Annotated in this window: 17 protein-coding genes; 6 read left to right on the top strand and 11 right to left on the bottom strand. The window is 62.6% G+C overall.

Going from position 1 to position 18,861, the window contains the following annotated elements:
• The first annotated feature begins 4 nt into the window (after positions 1–4).
• The gene (gene moaA / locus LGH83_RS02000) at positions 5–1,048 is read left to right on the top strand and encodes a GTP 3',8-cyclase MoaA (RefSeq protein WP_413771088.1); all 1,044 of its coding nucleotides are present in this window, start codon (positions 5–7) and stop codon (positions 1,046–1,048) included.
• Positions 1,049–1,072: 24 nt separating this feature from the next.
• Here moaA and LGH83_RS01995 read toward each other — a convergent pair whose 3' ends face one another.
• The 5 genes from LGH83_RS01995 to clpS form a co-directional block, all read right to left on the bottom strand.
• The gene (locus LGH83_RS01995) at positions 1,073–2,260 is read right to left on the bottom strand and encodes a major royal jelly family protein (protein WP_227400416.1); all 1,188 of its coding nucleotides are present in this window, start codon (positions 2,258–2,260) and stop codon (positions 1,073–1,075) included.
• 136 nt (positions 2,261–2,396) lie between these two features.
• Complete coding sequence (locus LGH83_RS01990; RefSeq protein ID WP_319799591.1) at positions 2,397–3,530, bottom strand: TRAP transporter substrate-binding protein; 1,134 nt, start codon at positions 3,528–3,530, stop codon at positions 2,397–2,399.
• Positions 3,531–3,579: 49 nt separating this feature from the next.
• On the bottom strand, positions 3,580–4,716 hold the full coding sequence (locus LGH83_RS01985; RefSeq protein WP_227400415.1) for an Mrp/NBP35 family ATP-binding protein: 1,137 nt from the start codon (positions 4,714–4,716) through the stop codon (positions 3,580–3,582).
• Between the two features lie 123 nt (positions 4,717–4,839).
• Positions 4,840–7,320 carry an ATP-dependent Clp protease ATP-binding subunit ClpA gene (gene clpA, locus LGH83_RS01980; protein ID WP_227400414.1) on the bottom strand — a complete coding sequence of 827 codons (2,481 nt, stop codon included), beginning with the start codon at positions 7,318–7,320 and terminating at the stop codon, positions 4,840–4,842.
• 15 nt (positions 7,321–7,335) lie between these two features.
• On the bottom strand, positions 7,336–7,674 hold the full coding sequence (clpS, locus tag LGH83_RS01975) for an ATP-dependent Clp protease adapter ClpS (protein WP_131119779.1): 339 nt from the start codon (positions 7,672–7,674) through the stop codon (positions 7,336–7,338).
• A gap of 431 nt (positions 7,675–8,105) precedes the next feature.
• On the opposite strand from clpS, the gene LGH83_RS01970 reads away from it, so the two are divergent.
• Positions 8,106–9,761, top strand: a complete 1,656-nt coding sequence (locus LGH83_RS01970; RefSeq protein ID WP_227400413.1) for a D-alanyl-D-alanine carboxypeptidase — start codon at positions 8,106–8,108, stop codon at positions 9,759–9,761.
• Between the two features lie 109 nt (positions 9,762–9,870).
• On the opposite strand, the gene LGH83_RS01965 is transcribed toward LGH83_RS01970, so the two are convergent.
• Together LGH83_RS01965 and LGH83_RS01960 are read right to left on the bottom strand one after the other, a co-directional pair.
• The gene (locus tag LGH83_RS01965) at positions 9,871–10,605 is read right to left on the bottom strand and encodes a DnaJ domain-containing protein (protein WP_131116219.1); all 735 of its coding nucleotides are present in this window, start codon (positions 10,603–10,605) and stop codon (positions 9,871–9,873) included.
• A gap of 18 nt (positions 10,606–10,623) precedes the next feature.
• Complete coding sequence (locus tag LGH83_RS01960; RefSeq protein WP_227400412.1) at positions 10,624–11,346, bottom strand: VWA domain-containing protein; 723 nt, start codon at positions 11,344–11,346, stop codon at positions 10,624–10,626.
• An 86-nt stretch (positions 11,347–11,432) separates the two neighbouring features.
• Between LGH83_RS01960 and panC the strand changes: the two genes are divergently transcribed.
• A complete protein-coding gene (panC, locus tag LGH83_RS01955; RefSeq protein WP_227400411.1) occupies positions 11,433–12,293 on the top strand; it encodes a pantoate--beta-alanine ligase in 861 nt (286 codons plus the stop codon).
• A 22-nt stretch (positions 12,294–12,315) separates the two neighbouring features.
• On the opposite strand, the gene LGH83_RS01950 is transcribed toward panC, so the two are convergent.
• Both LGH83_RS01950 and LGH83_RS01945 read right to left on the bottom strand, forming a co-directional pair.
• Positions 12,316–12,753: a DUF1489 family protein gene (locus LGH83_RS01950; RefSeq protein WP_131116211.1), complete on the bottom strand. Its 438-nt coding sequence runs from the start codon at positions 12,751–12,753 to the stop codon at positions 12,316–12,318.
• 88 nt (positions 12,754–12,841) lie between these two features.
• Positions 12,842–13,495: a glutathione S-transferase family protein gene (locus LGH83_RS01945; RefSeq protein ID WP_227400410.1), complete on the bottom strand. Its 654-nt coding sequence runs from the start codon at positions 13,493–13,495 to the stop codon at positions 12,842–12,844.
• Between the two features lie 181 nt (positions 13,496–13,676).
• Between LGH83_RS01945 and LGH83_RS01940 the strand changes: the two genes are divergently transcribed.
• A complete protein-coding gene (locus LGH83_RS01940; protein ID WP_227400409.1) occupies positions 13,677–14,387 on the top strand; it encodes a DUF599 domain-containing protein in 711 nt (236 codons plus the stop codon).
• Between the two features lie 24 nt (positions 14,388–14,411).
• Here LGH83_RS01940 and LGH83_RS01935 read toward each other — a convergent pair whose 3' ends face one another.
• Positions 14,412–15,182, bottom strand: a complete 771-nt coding sequence (locus LGH83_RS01935) for a YdcF family protein (RefSeq protein WP_227400408.1) — start codon at positions 15,180–15,182, stop codon at positions 14,412–14,414.
• Between the two features lie 363 nt (positions 15,183–15,545).
• On the opposite strand from LGH83_RS01935, the gene LGH83_RS01930 reads away from it, so the two are divergent.
• Positions 15,546–17,402: an ABC transporter ATP-binding protein gene (locus tag LGH83_RS01930; protein WP_227400407.1), complete on the top strand. Its 1,857-nt coding sequence runs from the start codon at positions 15,546–15,548 to the stop codon at positions 17,400–17,402.
• Positions 17,403–17,454: 52 nt separating this feature from the next.
• Positions 17,455–17,916, top strand: coding sequence for a hypothetical protein (locus tag LGH83_RS01925; RefSeq protein ID WP_227400406.1), 462 nt, complete (start codon positions 17,455–17,457; stop codon positions 17,914–17,916).
• Positions 17,917–17,933: 17 nt separating this feature from the next.
• Here the strand turns inward: LGH83_RS01925 and LGH83_RS01920 are convergent, their stop codons facing one another.
• Positions 17,934–18,743 (bottom strand): glycoside hydrolase family 25 protein, encoded by an 810-nt coding sequence (locus tag LGH83_RS01920; protein ID WP_227400405.1) that lies wholly within the window; start codon positions 18,741–18,743, stop codon positions 17,934–17,936.
• Positions 18,744–18,861 lie beyond the last annotated feature (118 nt).

Below are 18,861 nucleotides of genomic sequence, written 5' to 3'. Positions count from 1 at the left end.
TCTCATGGGCATGATCAACGCGCCCACGACCGATCTGACGCTGCTCGACAACCCGCCGCTGATCGATCCATTCGGGCGCGCAATCAGCTATGTCCGGGTGTCGGTCACCGATCGGTGCGACTTTCGATGCACCTATTGCATGTCGGAGGAGATGCGCTTTCTGCCGAAACGCGATCTCCTGACCCTTGAGGAGTTGGACCGGCTCTGCACCGCCTTCGTGACCCGCGGCACGCGAAAGCTCAGGATCACCGGCGGCGAACCGCTCGTGCGGCGCGATATTATGCATCTGTTCGAGCGCCTCTCCCGCCATCTCGTATCGGGGCGTCTCGACGAGTTGACCTTGACCACGAATGGATCGCAGCTCGCGAGCTTCGCGGGCGCCCTGGCCGCATCGGGCGTCCAACGGATCAATGTGTCGCTCGACACGCTCGACCCAGAGAAATTCCGCGCCATCACACGTCGCGGCGATCTTGCGCAGGTGCTGGCCGGCATACGCGCCGCCCGACAAGCCGGATTGGCGGTCAAGATCAACTGCGTGGCGTTGAAGGGCTTCAACGATAACGAGTTTGAAGAACTGATCGCCTGGGCACATGGGGACGGGATGGAAATCACGTTCATCGAAGTCATGCCTCTCGGCGAAGATCGCGCCGACCAGGCAGACCAGTATCTCTCGCTCGAGGACGTCCGACGTCAATTGTCCGAGACGCTGACGCTCGAGCCGATCTCGCATCGAACCGGAGGTCCGGCCCGTTATATGCGCGTGAAGGAGACGGGTGGCCGTATCGGATTCATTACACCGCTCAGCCACAACTTCTGTGAAAGCTGCAATCGGGTGCGCGTGACATGTACCGGCACCTTGTTCATGTGCCTAGGTCAGAACGACGCCGCGGACCTGCGAACGCCGCTGCGTCTCTCCGATGACGATCGAGCGTTAATGCTGGCGTTGGACGAGGCGATCGCACGCAAGCCGAAGGGGCATGACTTTCTTGCCGATCGCTTGGTCTCGAAGCCTCGCGTTGCCCGACCAATGAGCCAGACCGGCGGCTGAATGCCGGTCTGGTCGCACGACAACTTACTTGGAAAAAGCCGGGTTTTTATCGATCAGTCCGGCTTTGCTCGGGACGATTTTCCACAGGTTGAAGGATTTGGCGGCCCAGCCCCCGGGGTTGAAGCGCGGCGAGTCGGTAATGTCGGAATTTGTTACATAGAGCGTTCCATCCGGCCCTTGCGCGAAGGTATCTGGCCAGCGGAGGCGTGGATCGCTGACAAGGGTCGTGCGCTTGCCGCCGCGCTCCATCGTTTCGATAGCGCTTTTCTGAACGGCTGTGAAAAACAGGCGATTGCTCGCATCGGTCCACAAGCCGTCGTTCGGCTCGCTATCGGCGACCTTCTCGACCTTCTGCGACATCTGCTCCGGCGACAGGCCAACGTCAGCGAGCGCCGCGGTCGCGATCCGGTATAACGTCTTGCCGGTCAAGGGTTGCCAGTACAGATACTGGCCCGTCGGATCGATGCTGATGCTGTCTGCGGCGAATTGCACACCGCGCCCGTCCGGCTGCTTCATCTCCTTGCCGTCGATCGCGACCTTCACGGTCTTATCGACCTGGGTCGACACGTCACTATCGAGCACCCGACGACCTTGACCCGTCGTCAGATCGAGAACCACCAGAGCGCCTGTCGCGCCTGAATCGGTCATGTAGGCCGTCTTGCCATCGGGCGAGAGACGAACGTCGTTGAGATAACTCCCCTGTGGCGCGACACTCAGATCGAACCCGAACACCTGCGCGACCTTGTTGGTGGCGAGGTCGATCTTGACCAGCTTTGGCCCGCCCGGAACGATAAACTCCGTGTTGGGCGCGGCGGGATCGATGACCCAGAGCGAGCCCTTACCATCGGCCGTCTCGGCCTGAACACAGACGAAATGATCGTTCGCGGACCGTGGCGCGGCGTTGCGATACGCGTTCCATTCGGCGTCCGGATAGGGGTGCAACGCCCCATCCGGCATCAGTTCCGCCAAAGACACCGGCGCATCTTCGGACCAGCGCGGAAAGCTGACGAAGATGCGGCCCGTCTCGGTCACGGCGACACCCGTCACCTGATGATCAAAACTGGCGACTTTGGCGATGCTCGCAGCGCCGTCTTTTCCGGTGAGTTTCTGCACGGCGGCTTCGGCTTGATCCTGCAGGGGGACGGCAGATGCGACACCTGGCGCCAGCATCGCAACCGACAGCATCAAGGTCGCGATCAACGGTCTTGTCATAGCGGCTTTCCTTCGATCTATCGCTCCGCTGTCGGAGCAATGGACCCGAAAACGCCGATCCGGCCCCCTCGTTCCCGCGGTGAAGCTTATGGTAACGTCGCAGCCTCGCCTGCCCGACGACCCCGCATGTGACAGATCAGCCTTTGGCGCGCTGCCGGATCATGAAGTTATCAAACGTATATTCGCCGACCTGCCACCATAGATATTCCTCCGACCGGAAGTTGACGGTGCTGTCGAGCACGGCCTTGAAGTGAGGATTTCCGTCTGCGATGTCATGCAGCACATCGTTGGTCGTCTTGAAGGCGGCTTCGAGAACATCCTGCGGGAAAGCGCGTAATTGGGCGCCGGAAACGACAAGCCTCTTCAAAGCAGCGGGGTTCCGCGCATCATAGCGCGCCAGCATCTCGGTATTGGCCGTCATCGCCGCAGCCTTCAAAGCGGCGCGAAAGGGCGCCGGCAAGGCTTCATATTTTGCCTTGTTGAAGGCGACATGGATGACCGATCCACCCCGCCACCAGCCCGGGTAATAATAATTCGGTGCCACCTTCTGCAGGGCGGTCTTTTCGTCACTCGCTAGTCTATCGTCGTCATAGGGGCTGACCCAGGTCGCGGCATCGATCGTGCCTTGGTCGAGAGCGGTGTAGAGATCGGCGCGTGGCGTCGCCTGCGGAATGGCGCCCAGTTGCTGCAGGACTTTGCCGGCCAAGCCGCCGATCCGGATCTTCAGACCTTGGAGGTCGGCGACCGACTTCACCGGTTTGCGGAAGAAGCCACCCATTTGAGCACCCGTATTCCCGGCCGGAAACGCCAGAACACCATAGCCGCCCAGAAATTCATTGAAGAGATCATTGCCGCCGCCCTCATAGGCATAGGCGGCCTGTCCGCGCGCATTCAGGCCGAACGGGATCGCGGTTGCGAGAGCGAATGTCGGGTCCTTGCCGTAGAAATAGTCCATCGAGGTGTGACAAGCCTCGACAGTTCCGGCCTGCACCGCGTCGAGGGCCTGGAGACCCGATACAGCGTCACCCGGTGCCAACACATCGATGCGGAAACGGCCTCCGGTCAAATCACCGACCACGCGGGCGAATGTCTCGGCACCGCCGAACATGAGATCGAGCGACTTCGGAAAGCTCGACGTCAGCCGCCAGATCACATCCGGTGTCGGCGTCGCGGCTGACGGAGCATCCTCGCCCCGAGCCGTTCCGGCCACCAGAACTCCCGTCGCCGCCGCAGTTGCGATAAACCGTCGCCGTCCCACCCCGGTCTTCATGCACAACTCCCTCGCGTTAATCTCGGACTGGTCGTGTCGAGCGTCTCGCTTATTCCATGACGATCATCGGGGCCGGGCGACTGTTTTGCCCGGCGAGCGAGTCGAGAACGCCTTGCGCCATGGCCTTATAGGCCGCCGCATGCGGACCATTGGGAGCCGACACCATGACCGGAGTGCCGGCATCGGAGGTGGTTCGGATGTCGAGCGCCAGGGGGATCTCGCCCAGGAACGGCACCCCGAGGCGCTCGGCCTCATGGCGCGCGCCGCCATGGCCAAAAATGTTGGTTTCGGTGCCGCAACTCGGGCAGATGAACGTGCTCATGTTTTCGACGACACCAAGGATCGGCACCTCGACCCGCCGGAACATCGCAACCCCGCGTCGCGCATCGATCAGCGCCAGATCCTGCGGCGTCGAGACGATGACGGCACCAGCCAGCGGCACCGATTGCGCCATCGTGAGCTGGGCGTCGCCCGTGCCGGGCGGCATATCGACCACCATGATGTCGATCTCACCCCACTGCACGTCCCGGAGCATCTGCGTGATGGCCGACATGACCATCGGACCACGCCAGATCATCGGCGTTTCCTCCTCGACCAGGAAACCGATCGACATGACCTTCAGCCCATAAGCGTCAAGCGGGCGCATGATCCGGCCATCCACGACCTCCGGCTTACCCTTAAGGTCAAACAGGCGTGGCATCGACGGGCCGTAGATGTCGGCGTCCAGCACCGCGACTTTGTTGCCAAGCGCCTGCAAGGCCAGCGCGAGATTGCAGGCGGTGGTCGACTTGCCGACACCACCCTTTCCCGACGCCACCGCGATGATGGTCTTCACGCCGACTACGGCGATGCCGGCCCGAGCCGCCTGAGCCTTCGGCCCGGGAGCAGGTGCCACATGCGAATGAGCGTGTGGCGCGGGCGCAACAGCCGCCCCTGCCGGTTTTTGCGCCGTCAGCGTGACCAGGACCGACGCGACTCCATCGAGGCCTGCGACGAGCTTTTCAACACGCTCCCGCATCGGTTCCGCTTCGGTCGCGAGGCGCCGATCGACCTCGATCGATATGAAGACGCGCCCGTCCTTCACGACGACGCCACCGAGCGCGCCCGAACGTGGAAGCGGCGTCGACCCGTCCGGCCCCTTTATGCCTTCAAGCGCCTGCAGGACGGTTTCTTGGTTAAGAGGCATGAATGAAAATCTTCGATCGGAAGGGTCTGGATTGGGGGCAGACATAGCATGACAACGAAAAACGGCGCTCCAACATTTGCGATGGAGCGCCGCCGAAACATTCAGGTTCGGGACTGAATGCGATCAGGTCTTGAGCGGAACTTTGGGAACCGACCCACCGCCTGCGGATGGCGGCGTCTCGCCATCACCATCCTCCTCCGTATCGAAGGTCTCCGGCTCCTCCTCGTCGCGCGCATCTTCGGCTTCGGCACGGCTCTTTCGCTTCCGTCCCGCCTCGACGATATCGCGCTCGGGACGCGGCATGACCGGCCCGTCCGGGTAGACGAAGCCGAGCTTCTTCGGCCCGCCTTCCTCCGCCGTGACGACGACACGAACAGCACCGCCGTTCTTGAGCTTGCCGAACAACACTTCATCGGCCAGCGGCGTCTTGATCGACTGCTGGATGACGCGAGCCATCGGCCGCGCACCCATCGCTTCGTCGTAGCCGTTCTCGATCAACCAGTTGCGCGCCTCGTCGGTCAGTTCGATCGTGACGTTGCGATCGGCGAGTTGTGCTTCGAGCTGCAGGATGAACTTGTCGACCACCTTGGCGATGACGGATGCCGGCAAATGACCAAACGGAACAATCGCATCCAAGCGGTTTCTGAATTCCGGGGTGAACAACCGATTGATCGCCTCGATATCCTCTCCGGTCCGCTTGGCGCGCGTGAAACCGATCATCGCGCGTGCCTGATCCGACGCACCAGCATTCGTGGTCATGATCAGGATGACGTTGCGGAAATCGATCTGCTTGCCGCTATGATCCGTCAGCTTTCCATGGTCCATGATCTGCAACAAAATGTTGTAGAGATCAGGGTGAGCCTTCTCGATCTCGTCAAGCAGCAGCACGCAATGCGGATGCTGATCGATCCCATCGGTCAACAACCCACCTTGGTCGAAACCGACATAGCCGGGAGGTGCGCCGATCAGTCGGCTGACGGTGTGCCGCTCCATATATTCCGACATGTCGAAGCGGATCAGTTCCACGCCGAGGCCGAGCGCCAGTTGGCGCGCAGCCTCCGTTTTCCCGACCCCCGTCGGGCCGGAGAACAGGTAGGAGCCAATCGGCTTCTCTCCGTCGCGCAAGCCGGCGCGAGCCAGCTTGATGGCGGAGGTCAGCGACGCAATGGCCTCATCCTGCCCATAGACGACCGCCTTCAGGGTGGCATCGAGATGCGCCAACACCTCGGCGTCATCCTTCGACACGGTCTTGGGCGGGATACGCGCCATCGTCGCGATCGTGCTTTCGATCTCCTTGATGCCGATGGTCTTCTTCCGCTTGGCTTCGGGCACAAGCATCTGCGACGCGCCCGACTCGTCGATCACATCGATCGCCTTATCGGGGAGCTTACGGTCATGGATGTAGCGGGCCGAGAGCTCGACCGCCGCCCGAACCGCCTCATTGGTGAAGCGGACCTTGTGGAATTCCTCGAAATAGGGCTTGAGGCCCTTCAAGATCTCGACCGCATCCGGCACCGACGGCTCGTTGACGTCGATCTTTTGGAAGCGACGAACCAGCGCGCGATCTTTCTCGAAATACTGACGATATTCCTTGTAGGTGGTCGAGCCGATGCAACGCAGACCACCCTGGGCAAGCGCCGGCTTCAACAGGTTCGACGCATCCATGGCGCCGCCCGAGGTCGCGCCCGCGCCGATGACCGTATGGATTTCGTCGATGAAGAGGATCGCGTTCTTGTGACCCTCGATCTCCTTCATGACCTGCTTCAGACGCTCTTCGAAGTCCCCCCGATAACGCGTCCCAGCCAGTAGCGTACCCATGTCGAGCGCAAAGACGGTCGCGCCAGCCAGAACCTCCGGCACCTCGTTCTTGATGATCTTGCGCGCGAGACCTTCCGCAATCGCGGTTTTCCCAACGCCCGGATCACCGACCAAAAGCGGATTATTCTTCTGTCGACGGCAGAGAACCTGAATGGTGCGCTGCACTTCCATCTCGCGGCCGATCAGCGGATCGATGCGGCCGTCACGCGCTTTCTTGTTCAGATTGACGCAATAGGCCTCGAGAGCGCCTTCCTTCTTCTTGGAATCCGGCTCCTTCGCGTCCTTGTCGCGTCCATCGCCCTCCTCGTCGGCGCCGCGCGGCGACTTCGACGGATCCGACAAGCCGGGACGCTTGGCAATGCCATGGCTGATGTAATTGACCGCGTCGTAGCGGGTCATGTCCTGCTCCTGCAGGAAATAGGCGGCGTGGCTCTCGCGCTCGGCGAAGATCGCGACCAACACGTTGGCGCCGGTCACTTCTTCGCGGCCCGACGATTGAACATGAATGTGGGCGCGCTGGATGACGCGCTGGAAGCCGGCCGTCGGCTTGGCGTCGTCATGTCCCTCGGCCACAAGGTTTTCGAGTTCGTTGTCGATATATTCGACGAGTTGCTTCTTCAGAATGTCGATGTCGACCGAGCAAGCGCGCAACACCGCCGCCGCATCGGTATCGTCGATCAGCGCAAGCAGCAGATGTTCGAGCGTCGCATATTCATGGTGGCGTTCATTGGCGACCGCCAAGGCACGATGAAGCGATTGTTCTAGAGCACGTGAGAATGCAGGCATGGGGACAGCGGCCTCTCAGTTTTTTTCCATAATACATTGCAGAGGATGTTGGTGCTTGCGCGCGAAATCCATCACCTGCGTCACTTTGGTCTCCGCAACCTCGTAGGTGAACACCCCACACTCCCCCACGCCTTGTTGGTGGACATGCAACATGATCCTGGTCGCGTCTTCCGGCCCTTTGTTGAAATACTTCCGCAGCACGGCGACAACGAATTCCATCGGCGTGTAATCATCATTCAGAAGCAAAACCCTGTACATGCTGGGTTTTTTGGTTTGCGTCTTAGGACGCGTGATAACCGCCGTTCCGGTGCCGTTTCCGTCACCGTTCTTCTTCGGCTCCTTCGGCGCCATCATCCTGATGACCGTCTGGACGTTCGAAGCGCGCGGATTGAGATCAGAGACAGGGGCATCGACAGTCAACGTCACTGTATCCTCGTATTCGGCAATTCACCCGACCGGCACCTCGTCGCCCGGTTTGCTAATGTACGGTCGCGCCGAGCGCTTCGCCAGAGCACGGCCGCTTTTGTTTCGACCTGGAATGTTGGCAGTGATCGTGGCGCAACTAGGGCTATGGCTCGACGATGATGCGCCGAGCAGATTTCAGCAATTTTCCCTTGAATGCGGCGGAACCAACTTACCGGCCGTTAACCGCGCCGTAACTGCGATCACCTAGCGTTTGGGCTCGTGATGTTTCGGTCACGCAAGGCCCTCGGGCCTTCGATCGGAACCGGCCATGAGGGTGATTGATGGGTTCGCGTCACAACGGGTTAGTCCGGAAAGGGTGCTTGACGATCGTTGGCCTGACGCTGGCGATGATGGCGACGACGGGGGAAGCCCAGGCGAGACGTCACCACGGTCATGCGCGCGCTCATATGGCCAACCATGGGGCTCGGCATCACGCGTCCCTGGTCGATTCGCCGAAATTCTCAGCCATGGTGGTCGATGCGAATAGTGGTCGCACCCTCTATGCGGTCGCTGAGAACGAGCTGCGCCACCCGGCCTCGATCACCAAGGTCATGACGCTCTACCTTCTGTTTGAAAAGCTTCAGTCCGGTGAGATGAGCCTCGACACCCGCATCGACGTGTCGCGCCACGCCGCCGCCCAGGCTCCGACCAAACTTGGCCTCCGCGCCGGGTCGACCATCCGGGTCGAAGATGCCATCAAATCCATCGTCACGAAATCGGCCAACGACATGGCGGTTGCGGTGGCTGAAGCGATTGGGGGCGACGAGCCAAGCTTCGCGAGCCTGATGACCCGCAAGGCTCACGCGCTCGGCATGTCCCGCACCGTTTACGTCAACGCCTCGGGCCTGCCTGACGATCGCCAATTGACCACGGCGCGCGATCTCACGCTGCTCGGGCGCGCCATCAAGGAAAACTTCCCGACCTACTATCGCTTCTTCTCGACCCCGAGCTTCACCTATGCGGGGTCGTATATGGCAAACCACAACCATCTGATGGCCCGCATCGAAGGCATGGACGGCATCAAGACCGGCTATACGCGCGCCTCGGGCTTTAACCTGTTGTCGTCGGTCAACCAGGGCGGTCACCGGATCATCTCTGTCGTGCTCGGCGGCAAGTCGGCAGCCGGCCGCGACAACATCATGGCGTCGCTGATCGAGAACCACATCGAGGAAGCCGCTCCGACACGCGTCGCTTCCGCGGCGCCTCCCTCGCCCATCGAAAGCCCGGCCGAAACTGTCGACACCGAGGTGGCGGATGCAGCGCCCGACGTCGAGCCGGCCAAGGAACGCGGCCCCAACCTGATCGCTCCGACCCTTGCGGTTCCGCCCTCCCCGGCCACACGGCCGAGCGACCGCGCCCGCACGCTGGGTCAGGCTGTGCTGGCCGGTGCCATCCCCTCGCCATCCGAACGGCCCCGTCCGGCCTTCATCGCCGGCGCGCCGAAAATCGACCTCTCGCGTCTGCCTCCGCCCATGGCCGCCAATGAGCGTCAACGGTTGATCCTCGATGGCTCGACCAATGGCCACCCGGCTGCGTCGAATTCGTCCGCGGTGGCGCTCGCAACAGCCACACCGTCGACGCTGAAATGGGTTGCGGGCGCGAATGGATCGAAAACCGCAAAGGCGGCTCCCCTGCCGGTTGCAAAGCCCGAGATTTTGGCTAGCCGGTCTCGCACGGAGGAAACGCGCGTCGATCGGAGCGACGCCAAGGATCGTTCCGCCTCGGAGCAGCACGGCGGCTGGGTGATTCAGATCGGCGCGACAGATGCTCCTGGCAAAGCCACCGATCTCCTGAATCGGGCCAAATCCGAGGGCCGCTCCGCCCTCGCGTCGGCTCGCCCCATGACCGAGAAGGTCAAGAAGGGCGATTCCACCCTCTACCGCGCCCGCTTCGTCGGGCTTGATACCGGGAGTGCCGAAGCCGCCTGCAAAACCTTGAAGCGGTCAGGCTTCGCCTGCATCGCAATGCGGGATTGAGCCCCGATGCAGCTGCTCGCCCCAACCCGTCTCGACCACGGCACACGTTTCGCGGCTGCCCGTGGGCGCGCTTACTCTCTCTCGTTTCAGCTTCCAGCGTAAGGCGATGTCACAGATGTCGGCGCATCAGCACGTCTTTGGCTTCGTTCACGCGGGCCGCGAGATCGGTGGAGCCCCCATGGTCCGGGTGGAACTTCTTCATCAGCGCCCGGTGCGAACGGGTGATCTCCTCCCGGGTCGCGCTTTTCGCAAGACCAAGCACCTCGTAAGCCTCATCCTCCGACATGGAACCTGGACGCCGGCCGCTTCGGTTCGACGCGTCAGCGCGCCCCGCGTCGCCTCCATCGTGTCCTGCCTGACGCCAGCCGGCAAACCGGCGGTCGAAATACGCCTCTAGCAAACGCGCGCCTTCCGGATCATCGGAAAGGCATCGGGCCAGGAGGCTCATGCACCGTGTTTTCGTGAGTTGATCGAGCGACGCGCCCTCGTCCGACCCAGCCAGAACCGTGCCGGTCATTACGCCCGTTGCATGATCGAGTTCCATCTCGATCATGGCGGAGCGCACCCTGGAAATCTTTCGGGGACGCGTGCCGGTCGCTCCCATGATGCCCCGCAAAATCGCGGGCGCCTTCTTGCCGCTGGTGAGCCAGACCCCGACTCCCCCGAGCGCGAGCGCGGCATCAATCTGGCCGCGCACCAACAAGAAAATGGCCAGCATCAAGGCCAGCAGGCCGCCACCGCGCCGCATCAGGCGGGCGACCCCAGCCGGATTGGCGCGAACGAATGTTTTCAGCCCGACCGAGGCGAGCCAAAACAGCAACAATCCAGCGATGAGAAACGGCATGAATGCACTATCGCCCGGTTAACGCAGCTGTGAAAGCAGGTTTTGCGCCGTGGAGCCGTCCGAGGCACGTGTTTGTGCCAGAAGACCGGAATGCCCACCTGCCGCATAGGCGGCTGCGGCCGACAGCAACTCCGCCAGGCGTTTGGGCGAACTCGCATCGAAGGTCGCGTAAGCGCCCCCAGTCAGCCGCGCAATCTCTTGAAACCCGCGTGTCGCCGCACGATCGTTGCCTTCATGGAACATGAAGGCCTTGATGCCCAGCAACCCCAGTTCGCCGGCCGTGGCGCAGAGCGGATCGATGCGCTCTTCGAGGCAATCGCCGACATAGACCAGCGCCGCGACCCTGCCCCGCCGCGCTTCGTCGCGCGCATGGGTCAGCACCCGGCCAATCTGCGTGTTGCCGCCCTCGACCCGGATCTTGGACATGACGCCGGCAAGGCCCGCTCCTCCCGAAACAAAGCGAGAGGCCTTGCATTCGGTCAGGCCACAGAAATACACGAGTTGCACGTCGAGCCCGCCCAAGGCCGCCGTCGTGTCGAACATTTTCGCCTGCACCGCAATGGCGACATCCCAGGTGGGCTGCCGGCTCATGGTCGCATCGAGCGCGAAGATCAATCGACCTCGACCGGACGAGGCAGCATAAGCCGCTGGCGTCTGGGCGGCCTGATCGATAAAGGCATCCACCTCCGCGCGCGACGGCGTGGAACGGGGCGATACGGGAGGCGAATTACGTTGAACCACAGGACAACCTCGCTCATTCCGACAGCCCACCTCCGTAGATCGTCCTCCTGCCTCGTATCGGCAAGCGGCGCGTCGAGCGTGCGGCAATGATCCACGCATCTGCGGCCATCGCGGTGGCGCATGACGTTGAGGCCCTGCGCGCGACGGTGAAGCAGTGGCGCGACGCCGGGGACAAGGTTGCGCTGATCCCGACAATGGGCGCGCTGCACGAGGGACATGCGTCGCTGGTCCGCCAAGGCCAGCACGAGGCACGACGCACGATCGTCTCGATCTTCGTGAATCCGACCCAGTTTGCGCCAACCGAGGATTTCGCAGCCTACCCGCGCACCTTCGAGACCGATTGCGCGATGCTGGCCGCCATCGGAGCCGATCTTGTCTATGCGCCGACGGCGGCGGTCATGTATCCACCCGCTTTTTCGTCAACAGTGTCGGTCGGCGGACCAGCGACCGTCGGTCTCGAAGACGCCTTTCGCCCGCAATTCTTCACCGGGGTTGCGACCATCGTGGCTAAACTTCTGATCCAATCCACCCCGGATGTCGCGCTTTTCGGACAGAAGGATTACCAGCAGCTGCAGGTCATCCGACACATGGTGCGTGACCTCGATCTGCCGGTTACGATCATGGGGGCCGAGACGATCCGCGAGCCGGATGGGTTGGCGATGTCCTCCCGCAACCGGTATTTGTCGGAGACCGAGCGGAAAACCGCTGCCTTCATCCCGGCCGCTTTGCGGGATTGTGCGGCAGCGTTGCGAGACGGCAGTGCGCCGGCTCCGACCCTGTCTGAGGCCAGAGCGCGACTGGATCGGGCCGGTTTCGTCCTGGATTATCTCGAGCTGCGTGACGCCGAGACGCTGGCCCCCATCGCGGCCCTCAGCGGCCAACCGGCACGATTGCTGGTCGCGGCCAAGATCGGGACGACGCGACTCATCGATAATTGGGCCGTCTAGTCTCGAGCGCGCGAGGCAGCCGCTACAGCAACCCGAGTTCGCGGAGTTCCCGGCGCAGCGGCTCGGGCATCGCGGCGAGGTCGGAGCGGAGATTGCCGAAATCCATCGGAGCATCCTCAGGCCGAAGATAGCGCCATCCCTGAAAGGGCCGGTGCGGCCGCGGATCGACCGGCACCATGGCCGGATCCAGCACCAAGTGACAGCGCCCGATCCCATCGTGATCGGTGAACGGGCGAACGCCGAGCAGCGCTTGACGCACGGCGACCTGGCCTTTGATGATCCAGTAGAGCGATCCGCCGTCGAGCAGTTCCGGCACGCGTTTGGGCACCATACGGGTCGTATGGCGCTGCTCCGGCGTTTCGCCATTGCGGACCATCTCGCTCATCCGGGCCGTGACCCAGCCTTGTAGGTCGGCGATCGACTCCGCGCCGACGCAGAGTTTCAAGATGTGAAGCGGCATGCGCGGTGTTCTACCGAACTGCCGGAGCCGAGCAACCACACAGTCCGCGATCGGTCGTCGCAGACCGGCTTGTCCACGACAACATCGATCAGATGGCTTCGTATTTGTCCAAGAACCACGGCTCGGCTTTCGCCCCCTCGAGCCACGCCTGCCACGCCGGCAGCGCCATCATGGCCTCCATATAGGCGCGTGACCCCGGCTGCTGCACGAGATCATAGACATGCAGGCGATTGACCACCGGCGCATACATGGCGTCGGCGGCCGTGAAAGCCCCGAACAGGAACGGGCCGCCCTGCCCATAGTCGTGGCGCGTCGCGGCCCAGAGCGCTTCGATCCGAGCGACATCGGCCACGACCGCGTCGCTGACCTCGATTTTGCGAACCGCGCGACGCATGTTCATCGGACAGGCCTTGCGGAGATTGCCGAACCCGGCGTGCATCTCGGACGACACGGACCGGGCGATCGCGCGGGCGTTGGCGTCCTTTGGCCAGATCGCGACCTCCGAATGCCGATCGGCGCAATATTCCAGAATTGCTAAGGACTCCCAGATCACGATCCCGTCGACCGCGAGCGCCGGCACCGTCCCGGTCGGCGAATGCCGCAAAATGTCGGTATGGGTCGTCGGCTGGTCGAGCGGAATGACCTCGTCCTCGAAGGGCAGGCCGAAATGCGTCATGGCGAGCCAGGGCCGCAATGACCACGACGAATAGGCCTTGTTGCCGATGTAAAGACGCGGTGCCATGCAGAACATTCCTCTTCGATCGAGCGGCATGATGGCTGGATCGACCGCCTCGGCCAAGCCAATCTTTATGATGGATAAGCATCATCGGATGCGATGAGTCGGCACCTTATGAGGGTCGATCGCAGCGGCATCGCGACGTCTCGTGATACGATGACGCCCGACGGGGAGGAATCATCGACCGATGCTTGGATTCACGATCGCGGATGATGTGGGCTTGGCGCTCTTCCTCGCCGCCTGGATCGCCTATTACCTGTTCGTCGAGCGGGCCTCGGCCGGCCGCAAGGGCCTCAACGGTTTGATGAACGAATATCGTCTCCGCTGGATGCTGGAGATGCAGGGCCGGGACAATCGCATCGTCGATTCGTCACTCCTGATGACCATCCAGACCAGCACATCGTTCTTCGCGTCGACATCCTTGATCGCGATCGGCGGCACCCTTGCGTTGCTGCGCGGCACCGACGACGTGCTGAAGATCTTCGCCGACCTGCCGCTCGGCATCGCGTCCACACGAGGCGCATTCGAAGCCAAGGTTCTCGGGCTCACGATCATCTTCGGCTATGCGTTTTTCAAATTCTCCTGGGCATCGCGCCTTTATGGCTATGTCGCGATCCTGATCGGCTCGGTGCCGCCCAAGCAATCCAGCCGCGTCGAACAAAAACGCCTCGTCGCAATCCGCGCCGCCGAGATGAACATCGTGGCGGGTCGTCATTTCAATCGCGGGCAGCGCGCCTTCTTTTTTGCGGTCGCCTATCTCGGCTGGTTCGTCAGCCCCTATGTGTTGATCGGTGCGACCGCCCTGACGCTCGGCGTCATGTGGATGAGGCAATTCGGCTCCGACGCGCGGGCGGCCGTGATGCTGACCGTTCGGGACGATCTCACGATCGAGGATTGAAGAGACGCGCCGTCGTCGGCCGGGTCACGGTCGCGGCAGAACCGTCTCGGTCTTTCCGGCGATCGCATAGGCCAACAGACCCATCCACTCGTGGGCCGCCGTATTGAGCAGCCCTAGCCCGTTCGCGATATCGGTATGCAACCTGATATCGGCATCGGTGCCAAGCGTCCGGTAATCGACCGGATAGGGGATCACGGGAAAGCCGTTGGCCCGGAAAAGCCCGATGGCGCGCGGCATGTGATAGGCGGAGGTGACCAACAGCCAGCGCTCGCCGGGCTGCGGTTGCAGAATCGCCTTGGTGAACCGCGCATTTTCATCAGTGTTGCGGGATTGATCCTCGGTCGTGATTCGCTCCGCCGCGATCCCCATCTCGATCCACAGGCGACGCGCGTCGGCCGCTTCCGTCAGGGCGCTCCCGGCCAGCGCATTGGCCCCACCCGTAAACACGAGTCGCGCATCGGGGTAGCGGCGGCCCAAGATCACGGCCTCCGTCATGCGATCCGCCGCATCGGAGATGGTGATGCGGCCGCGTGAAGCCGCGATGGTCTGGTCGATGGAACCACCCAGCACGATGATTCCGGTCGGGGCCGGAAGGTCGGCAGGAGGTTGCGGGAAACGGTCTTCCAAGGGGCGGAGCAGCAGCGTTCCGACTGGCAGAACACCGCCCGCCAACAGCAGAACGGCACCCGCGAGCGCGACGCGACGGCCGACCCGGGCAAAGCGTCCGGGGCTGAACGACAGAAGCGCACCGCCCAGCGCGACAAGCACCATCAGCGTGACTGGGGCGGCGATCACCCACAAAAGTTTCGAGACGAGAAAGAACATGAGGTCGGGTGCGGCGCTTTTGATGGAAAGACGGACGACGGCGTCGATGCGGACAGCCGCGATGCGACGCTCCTACCATCCTTTTGAGAGCGGCGGCAGCGCGTCCTTCAGACGTGCGGATTGTGCTCGATCGTCTCCAATGCTATTCAAGGTAATTCGCTGACGACTTGCCAGGGAGGGCCGAATGACTTCACTTTTTCGTCGGCCCACACCGGCCTTCGGTCTCCGCCCGGTCCACTGACCGGCGGACGATCCGCTTCGTACGAATTTCCCATCGTTCGAGACCGTGATGGTCTCACAAGAGGGACGGCGCGATCAGCGCCGAAACGTCCCATGGTTAAACATCGCCGCAAGCGGCGGGGGTCCGCGATCGGGCCCGTGTTGGTCTTTATGTTTCGGCATTGGTCACGTCGCAAGCCGCTGCTGGCGCTTGTGACGGGAGCGATCGCAGCGGCTACGCTCGCCGAGATCGTGGTGCCGCTCTTTGCGGGCCGCCTCGTCGACGCTCTGACACGTGCCGGAAATGACCGGGCGCTGGCCGCCTCCGAGGTGATCGAGATCTTCGCGCTCATGGCAGGGCTTGGTCTCGTCGTGGTCGGGCTGCGCCATGTGGCGTGGAGCGCGGTCATTCCGCTCAGTCTGCGAATCATGTCGGACATGGGTGTCGACGCCTTCCATCGCGTCCAACGCTTCTCGACCGATTGGCACGCCGGCACCTTCGCGGGCTCGACCGTGCGGAAGATCACTCGGGCCATGGCGGCGGTCGACATGATCGACGACGTGCTTCTTCTTGCGCTCTGGCCGTCATGCGTCGTGCTGGTGGGCACGATCCTGCTGCTTGGATGGCAGTGGCCCGTGCTCGGCCTTGTCATGGCGCTGGGCACGATCGTCTATGTGGCGCTGACGATTCTGCTCGCGACGCGGTACATCGCTCCCGCCGCACGGCTCTCGAATGCCGTCGACACGCGCCTCGGCGGCACGCTGGCTGACGCGCTCGGCTGCAACGCAGTTGTGAAAGCCTTTGGGGCGGAGGCGCGCGAGGACAGCCGCTTCACGAGCATCGTCGCCAAGTGGATCAAGCGAACCCAGCGCACCTGGATCCGGCATACCGCAAGCGGCACCTTGCAACTCGCCCTGCTCTGGATCGTGCGGACGTCGCTCACGGCTGTCGCGCTGCTGTTGTGGTGGCAGGGCCGCGCCAGCCCCGGCGACGTGACCTACGTGCTGACCACCTATTTCGTGGTGCAGGGTTATCTGCGCGACGTCGGCCAGCACGTGAATCAATTCCAGCGCTCCGTCAACGATATGGAGGAACTCGTCGCCCTGCATGACGAGCCGCTGGGCCTTGCCGACAAGCCCGATGCCGCGCCGATGACGATCTCGGCTGCGGAAATTCAATTCCAGCACGTGACGTTCCGCTACGGTGTTCACGCGACTCCGCTTTATGATGATCTGTCGGTGACGATCAGGGCCGGAGAGCGGGTGGGCCTCGTCGGCCATTCGGGCTCGGGGAAAACCACCTTCGTCAAGCTGATCCAGCGGCTCTACGACGTGACCGGTGGCCGCGTGCTGATCGACGGGCAGGATGTGGCGGACACGACCCAAAGCTCGTTACGTCAGCAGATCGCCATCGTGCCGCAGGAGCCCATCCTGTTTCATCGCTCCCTGGCCGAGAACATCGCCTATGCGCGTCCCGGCGCGAGCGCCGCGATGATCCGCCACGCCGCCCAACTGGCGAATGCGGCGGAGTTCATCGACCGGCTGCCGCTTGGTTATGCAACCCTGGTCGGTGAGCGTGGCGTGAAGCTCTCGGGCGGCGAGCGGCAGCGCATCGCCATCGCCCGGGCCTTTCTGGCGGACGCCCCGTTGCTGATTCTCGACGAGGCGACATCGAGCCTCGATTCCGAATCGGAACGATTGATCCAGGAAGCGATCGGCCGCTTGATGTTGGGACGCACCGCGCTCGTGATCGCCCACCGCCTGTCGACCGTGCGGTCGCTGGATCGGATCCTCGTGTTCGATCGGGGCCGCATCGCGGAAGACGGCACTCATGCGACCCTGCTGGGACGCGTCGATGGGCTGTATCGTCGGTTGTTCGAGCTTCAGACCGACACTCTCGTCGCGACGGTCAGCGCCGTTCCGCGTCGGGAGCTTGCCGAGACCAGAAGCATGACACCCCTGTCGACATAACGTCATCGGAAGCCGGTGAAGATCCGGCCAACTTTCAACGGAGCATCCATCCATGCAGTCCCGCCTTCGCCTCTCCCTCGGTCTCGCAACGGCATTCAGCCTTGCGCTCGGATTGACGTCGTCGGCTTTGGCTCAGGCCGACGCACCGGCCGTTGCGGCGCCGACAGCAACAACTGCCGCGCCCTCGGCGGCCACCGCGCCTTCAGCGGCCGAAAAGCTGACCGGCCTTTCGGCCTGGAAGGCTCTCGTCGGCAACACCATCTCGGGCCGGTCGGGCGATGAGATGTTTTCCCAATATTTCGATGCGGGCGGCAAGGTCAGATATGTCGACCAGAACGGCCTCTCGACCGGCACCTGGGCGGTTCAGGGCGAGCGCGTCTGCTTCGATTTCCCCGAGGACGACGACCATAGCTGTTCGGCCTTTGAGGTCACCGGCAGCAGCGGCAGCGCCATCGATCAGGATGGCGCCGCGATCAAGTTCGACATCACGTCCGGCAACAGCAAGGGCCTCTAGCGCTGACGCCAGCGCGGTTAGTTCCTGGCCAACTCGAGCAGATTGCGACCGCGCGTAAAATCCTGCCACTGCTCGGCCGTGCCGAAAAAGGCGTTGCGGTCGACCTTGCCTTCAATTCCGTCGATGTGACCATCGGACTGGTATTGCCAGAAATGCCAGCGCCGGTTTCCGTATTTGATCGACGGGAAATATTTCGTGCTGCGAACCCAGATCGGGTAATCCTCGAGCGCGTGATTCTGCAAGATCCCGGCGTAGAAATCGACCGTGGTGTAGATCACCGGCTTTTTGCCGAAATGTCGTTCCATTTCAGCGAGCATCTGCCGCATTTGGGCCACGACCTCGTCCCGATAAAGGGTGCGTTTGCAGCTCTTTGAGGTCGGGGTAGCCTCGACATCGAGCACCGGCGGGAGCGCATCCGGCTCGACGGGCGCGACGCGCTCGAAGAAGGCGATCTCCTCCTGCCATGGTCGGCACCAGTAGACGAAGTGATAAGCGCCCCGCTTGACGCCCGCCGCCTTGGCATTCTCCCAATTTTCGAAGAACCGGGAGTCGACGTGATCGCCCCCTTCGGTGGCCTTGATCCAGGCGAAGCGCACGCCCGAGCTCTTGACGCGATCCCAGTCGATCTTGCCCTGATATTTCGACACGTCGATGCCGTGCACCGAATAGTCCGTCGGGTGAGGTAGATCGGTTGCGTCGAGCGAACCGACCGTGGCGGCGCATCCCGCTAGACTGATGGCCGCCATCGTCGCGGCCAGAAACTTGATGATGCCCATAGCGGCTCGCAGCCCGAACTTCCACGGACTGACGATCACGCGGATGGCCATAGTGGCTCTCCGCAGAATCGACGTCCGGTCCTCGACGATGGCGCGACCTGCGAAACGACAAGCCACGCCCTAAAGGAACAATTAGCTGTGACTTGGTAACGAGCGCTTAACAAGCCAC

Origin of the sequence: Lichenihabitans sp. PAMC28606 (assembly GCF_020616535.1) — a bacterium.
Lineage (GTDB): Bacteria > Pseudomonadota > Alphaproteobacteria > Rhizobiales > Beijerinckiaceae > Lichenihabitans > Lichenihabitans psoromatis.
Note: the sequence above shows the minus strand (reverse complement) of the source record. Positions and strands in the feature narration are given on the sequence as shown.

Excerpts from the sequence above, each read along its gene's own strand:
- moaA (WP_413771088.1), top strand. The coding sequence starts at position 5 with ATGGGCATGATCAACGCGCCCACGACCGATCTGACGCTGCTCGACAAC.
- LGH83_RS01995 (WP_227400416.1), bottom strand. The coding sequence starts at position 2,260 with ATGACAAGACCGTTGATCGCGACCTTGATGCTGTCGGTTGCGATGCTG.
- LGH83_RS01990 (WP_319799591.1), bottom strand. The coding sequence starts at position 3,530 with ATGAAGACCGGGGTGGGACGGCGACGGTTTATCGCAACTGCGGCGGCG.
- LGH83_RS01985 (WP_227400415.1), bottom strand. The coding sequence starts at position 4,716 with ATGCCTCTTAACCAAGAAACCGTCCTGCAGGCGCTTGAAGGCATAAAG.
- clpA (WP_227400414.1), bottom strand. The coding sequence starts at position 7,320 with ATGCCTGCATTCTCACGTGCTCTAGAACAATCGCTTCATCGTGCCTTG.
- clpS (WP_131119779.1), bottom strand. The coding sequence starts at position 7,674 with ATGATGGCGCCGAAGGAGCCGAAGAAGAACGGTGACGGAAACGGCACC.
- LGH83_RS01965 (WP_131116219.1), bottom strand. The coding sequence starts at position 10,605 with ATGCCGTTTCTCATCGCTGGATTGTTGCTGTTTTGGCTCGCCTCGGTC.
- panC (WP_227400411.1), top strand. The coding sequence starts at position 11,433 with ATGATCCACGCATCTGCGGCCATCGCGGTGGCGCATGACGTTGAGGCC.
- LGH83_RS01950 (WP_131116211.1), bottom strand. The coding sequence starts at position 12,753 with ATGCCGCTTCACATCTTGAAACTCTGCGTCGGCGCGGAGTCGATCGCC.
- LGH83_RS01945 (WP_227400410.1), bottom strand. The coding sequence starts at position 13,495 with ATGGCACCGCGTCTTTACATCGGCAACAAGGCCTATTCGTCGTGGTCA.
- LGH83_RS01940 (WP_227400409.1), top strand. The coding sequence starts at position 13,677 with ATGCTTGGATTCACGATCGCGGATGATGTGGGCTTGGCGCTCTTCCTC.
- LGH83_RS01930 (WP_227400407.1), top strand. The coding sequence starts at position 15,546 with ATGGTTAAACATCGCCGCAAGCGGCGGGGGTCCGCGATCGGGCCCGTG.
- LGH83_RS01925 (WP_227400406.1), top strand. The coding sequence starts at position 17,455 with ATGCAGTCCCGCCTTCGCCTCTCCCTCGGTCTCGCAACGGCATTCAGC.
- LGH83_RS01920 (WP_227400405.1), bottom strand. The coding sequence starts at position 18,743 with ATGGCCATCCGCGTGATCGTCAGTCCGTGGAAGTTCGGGCTGCGAGCC.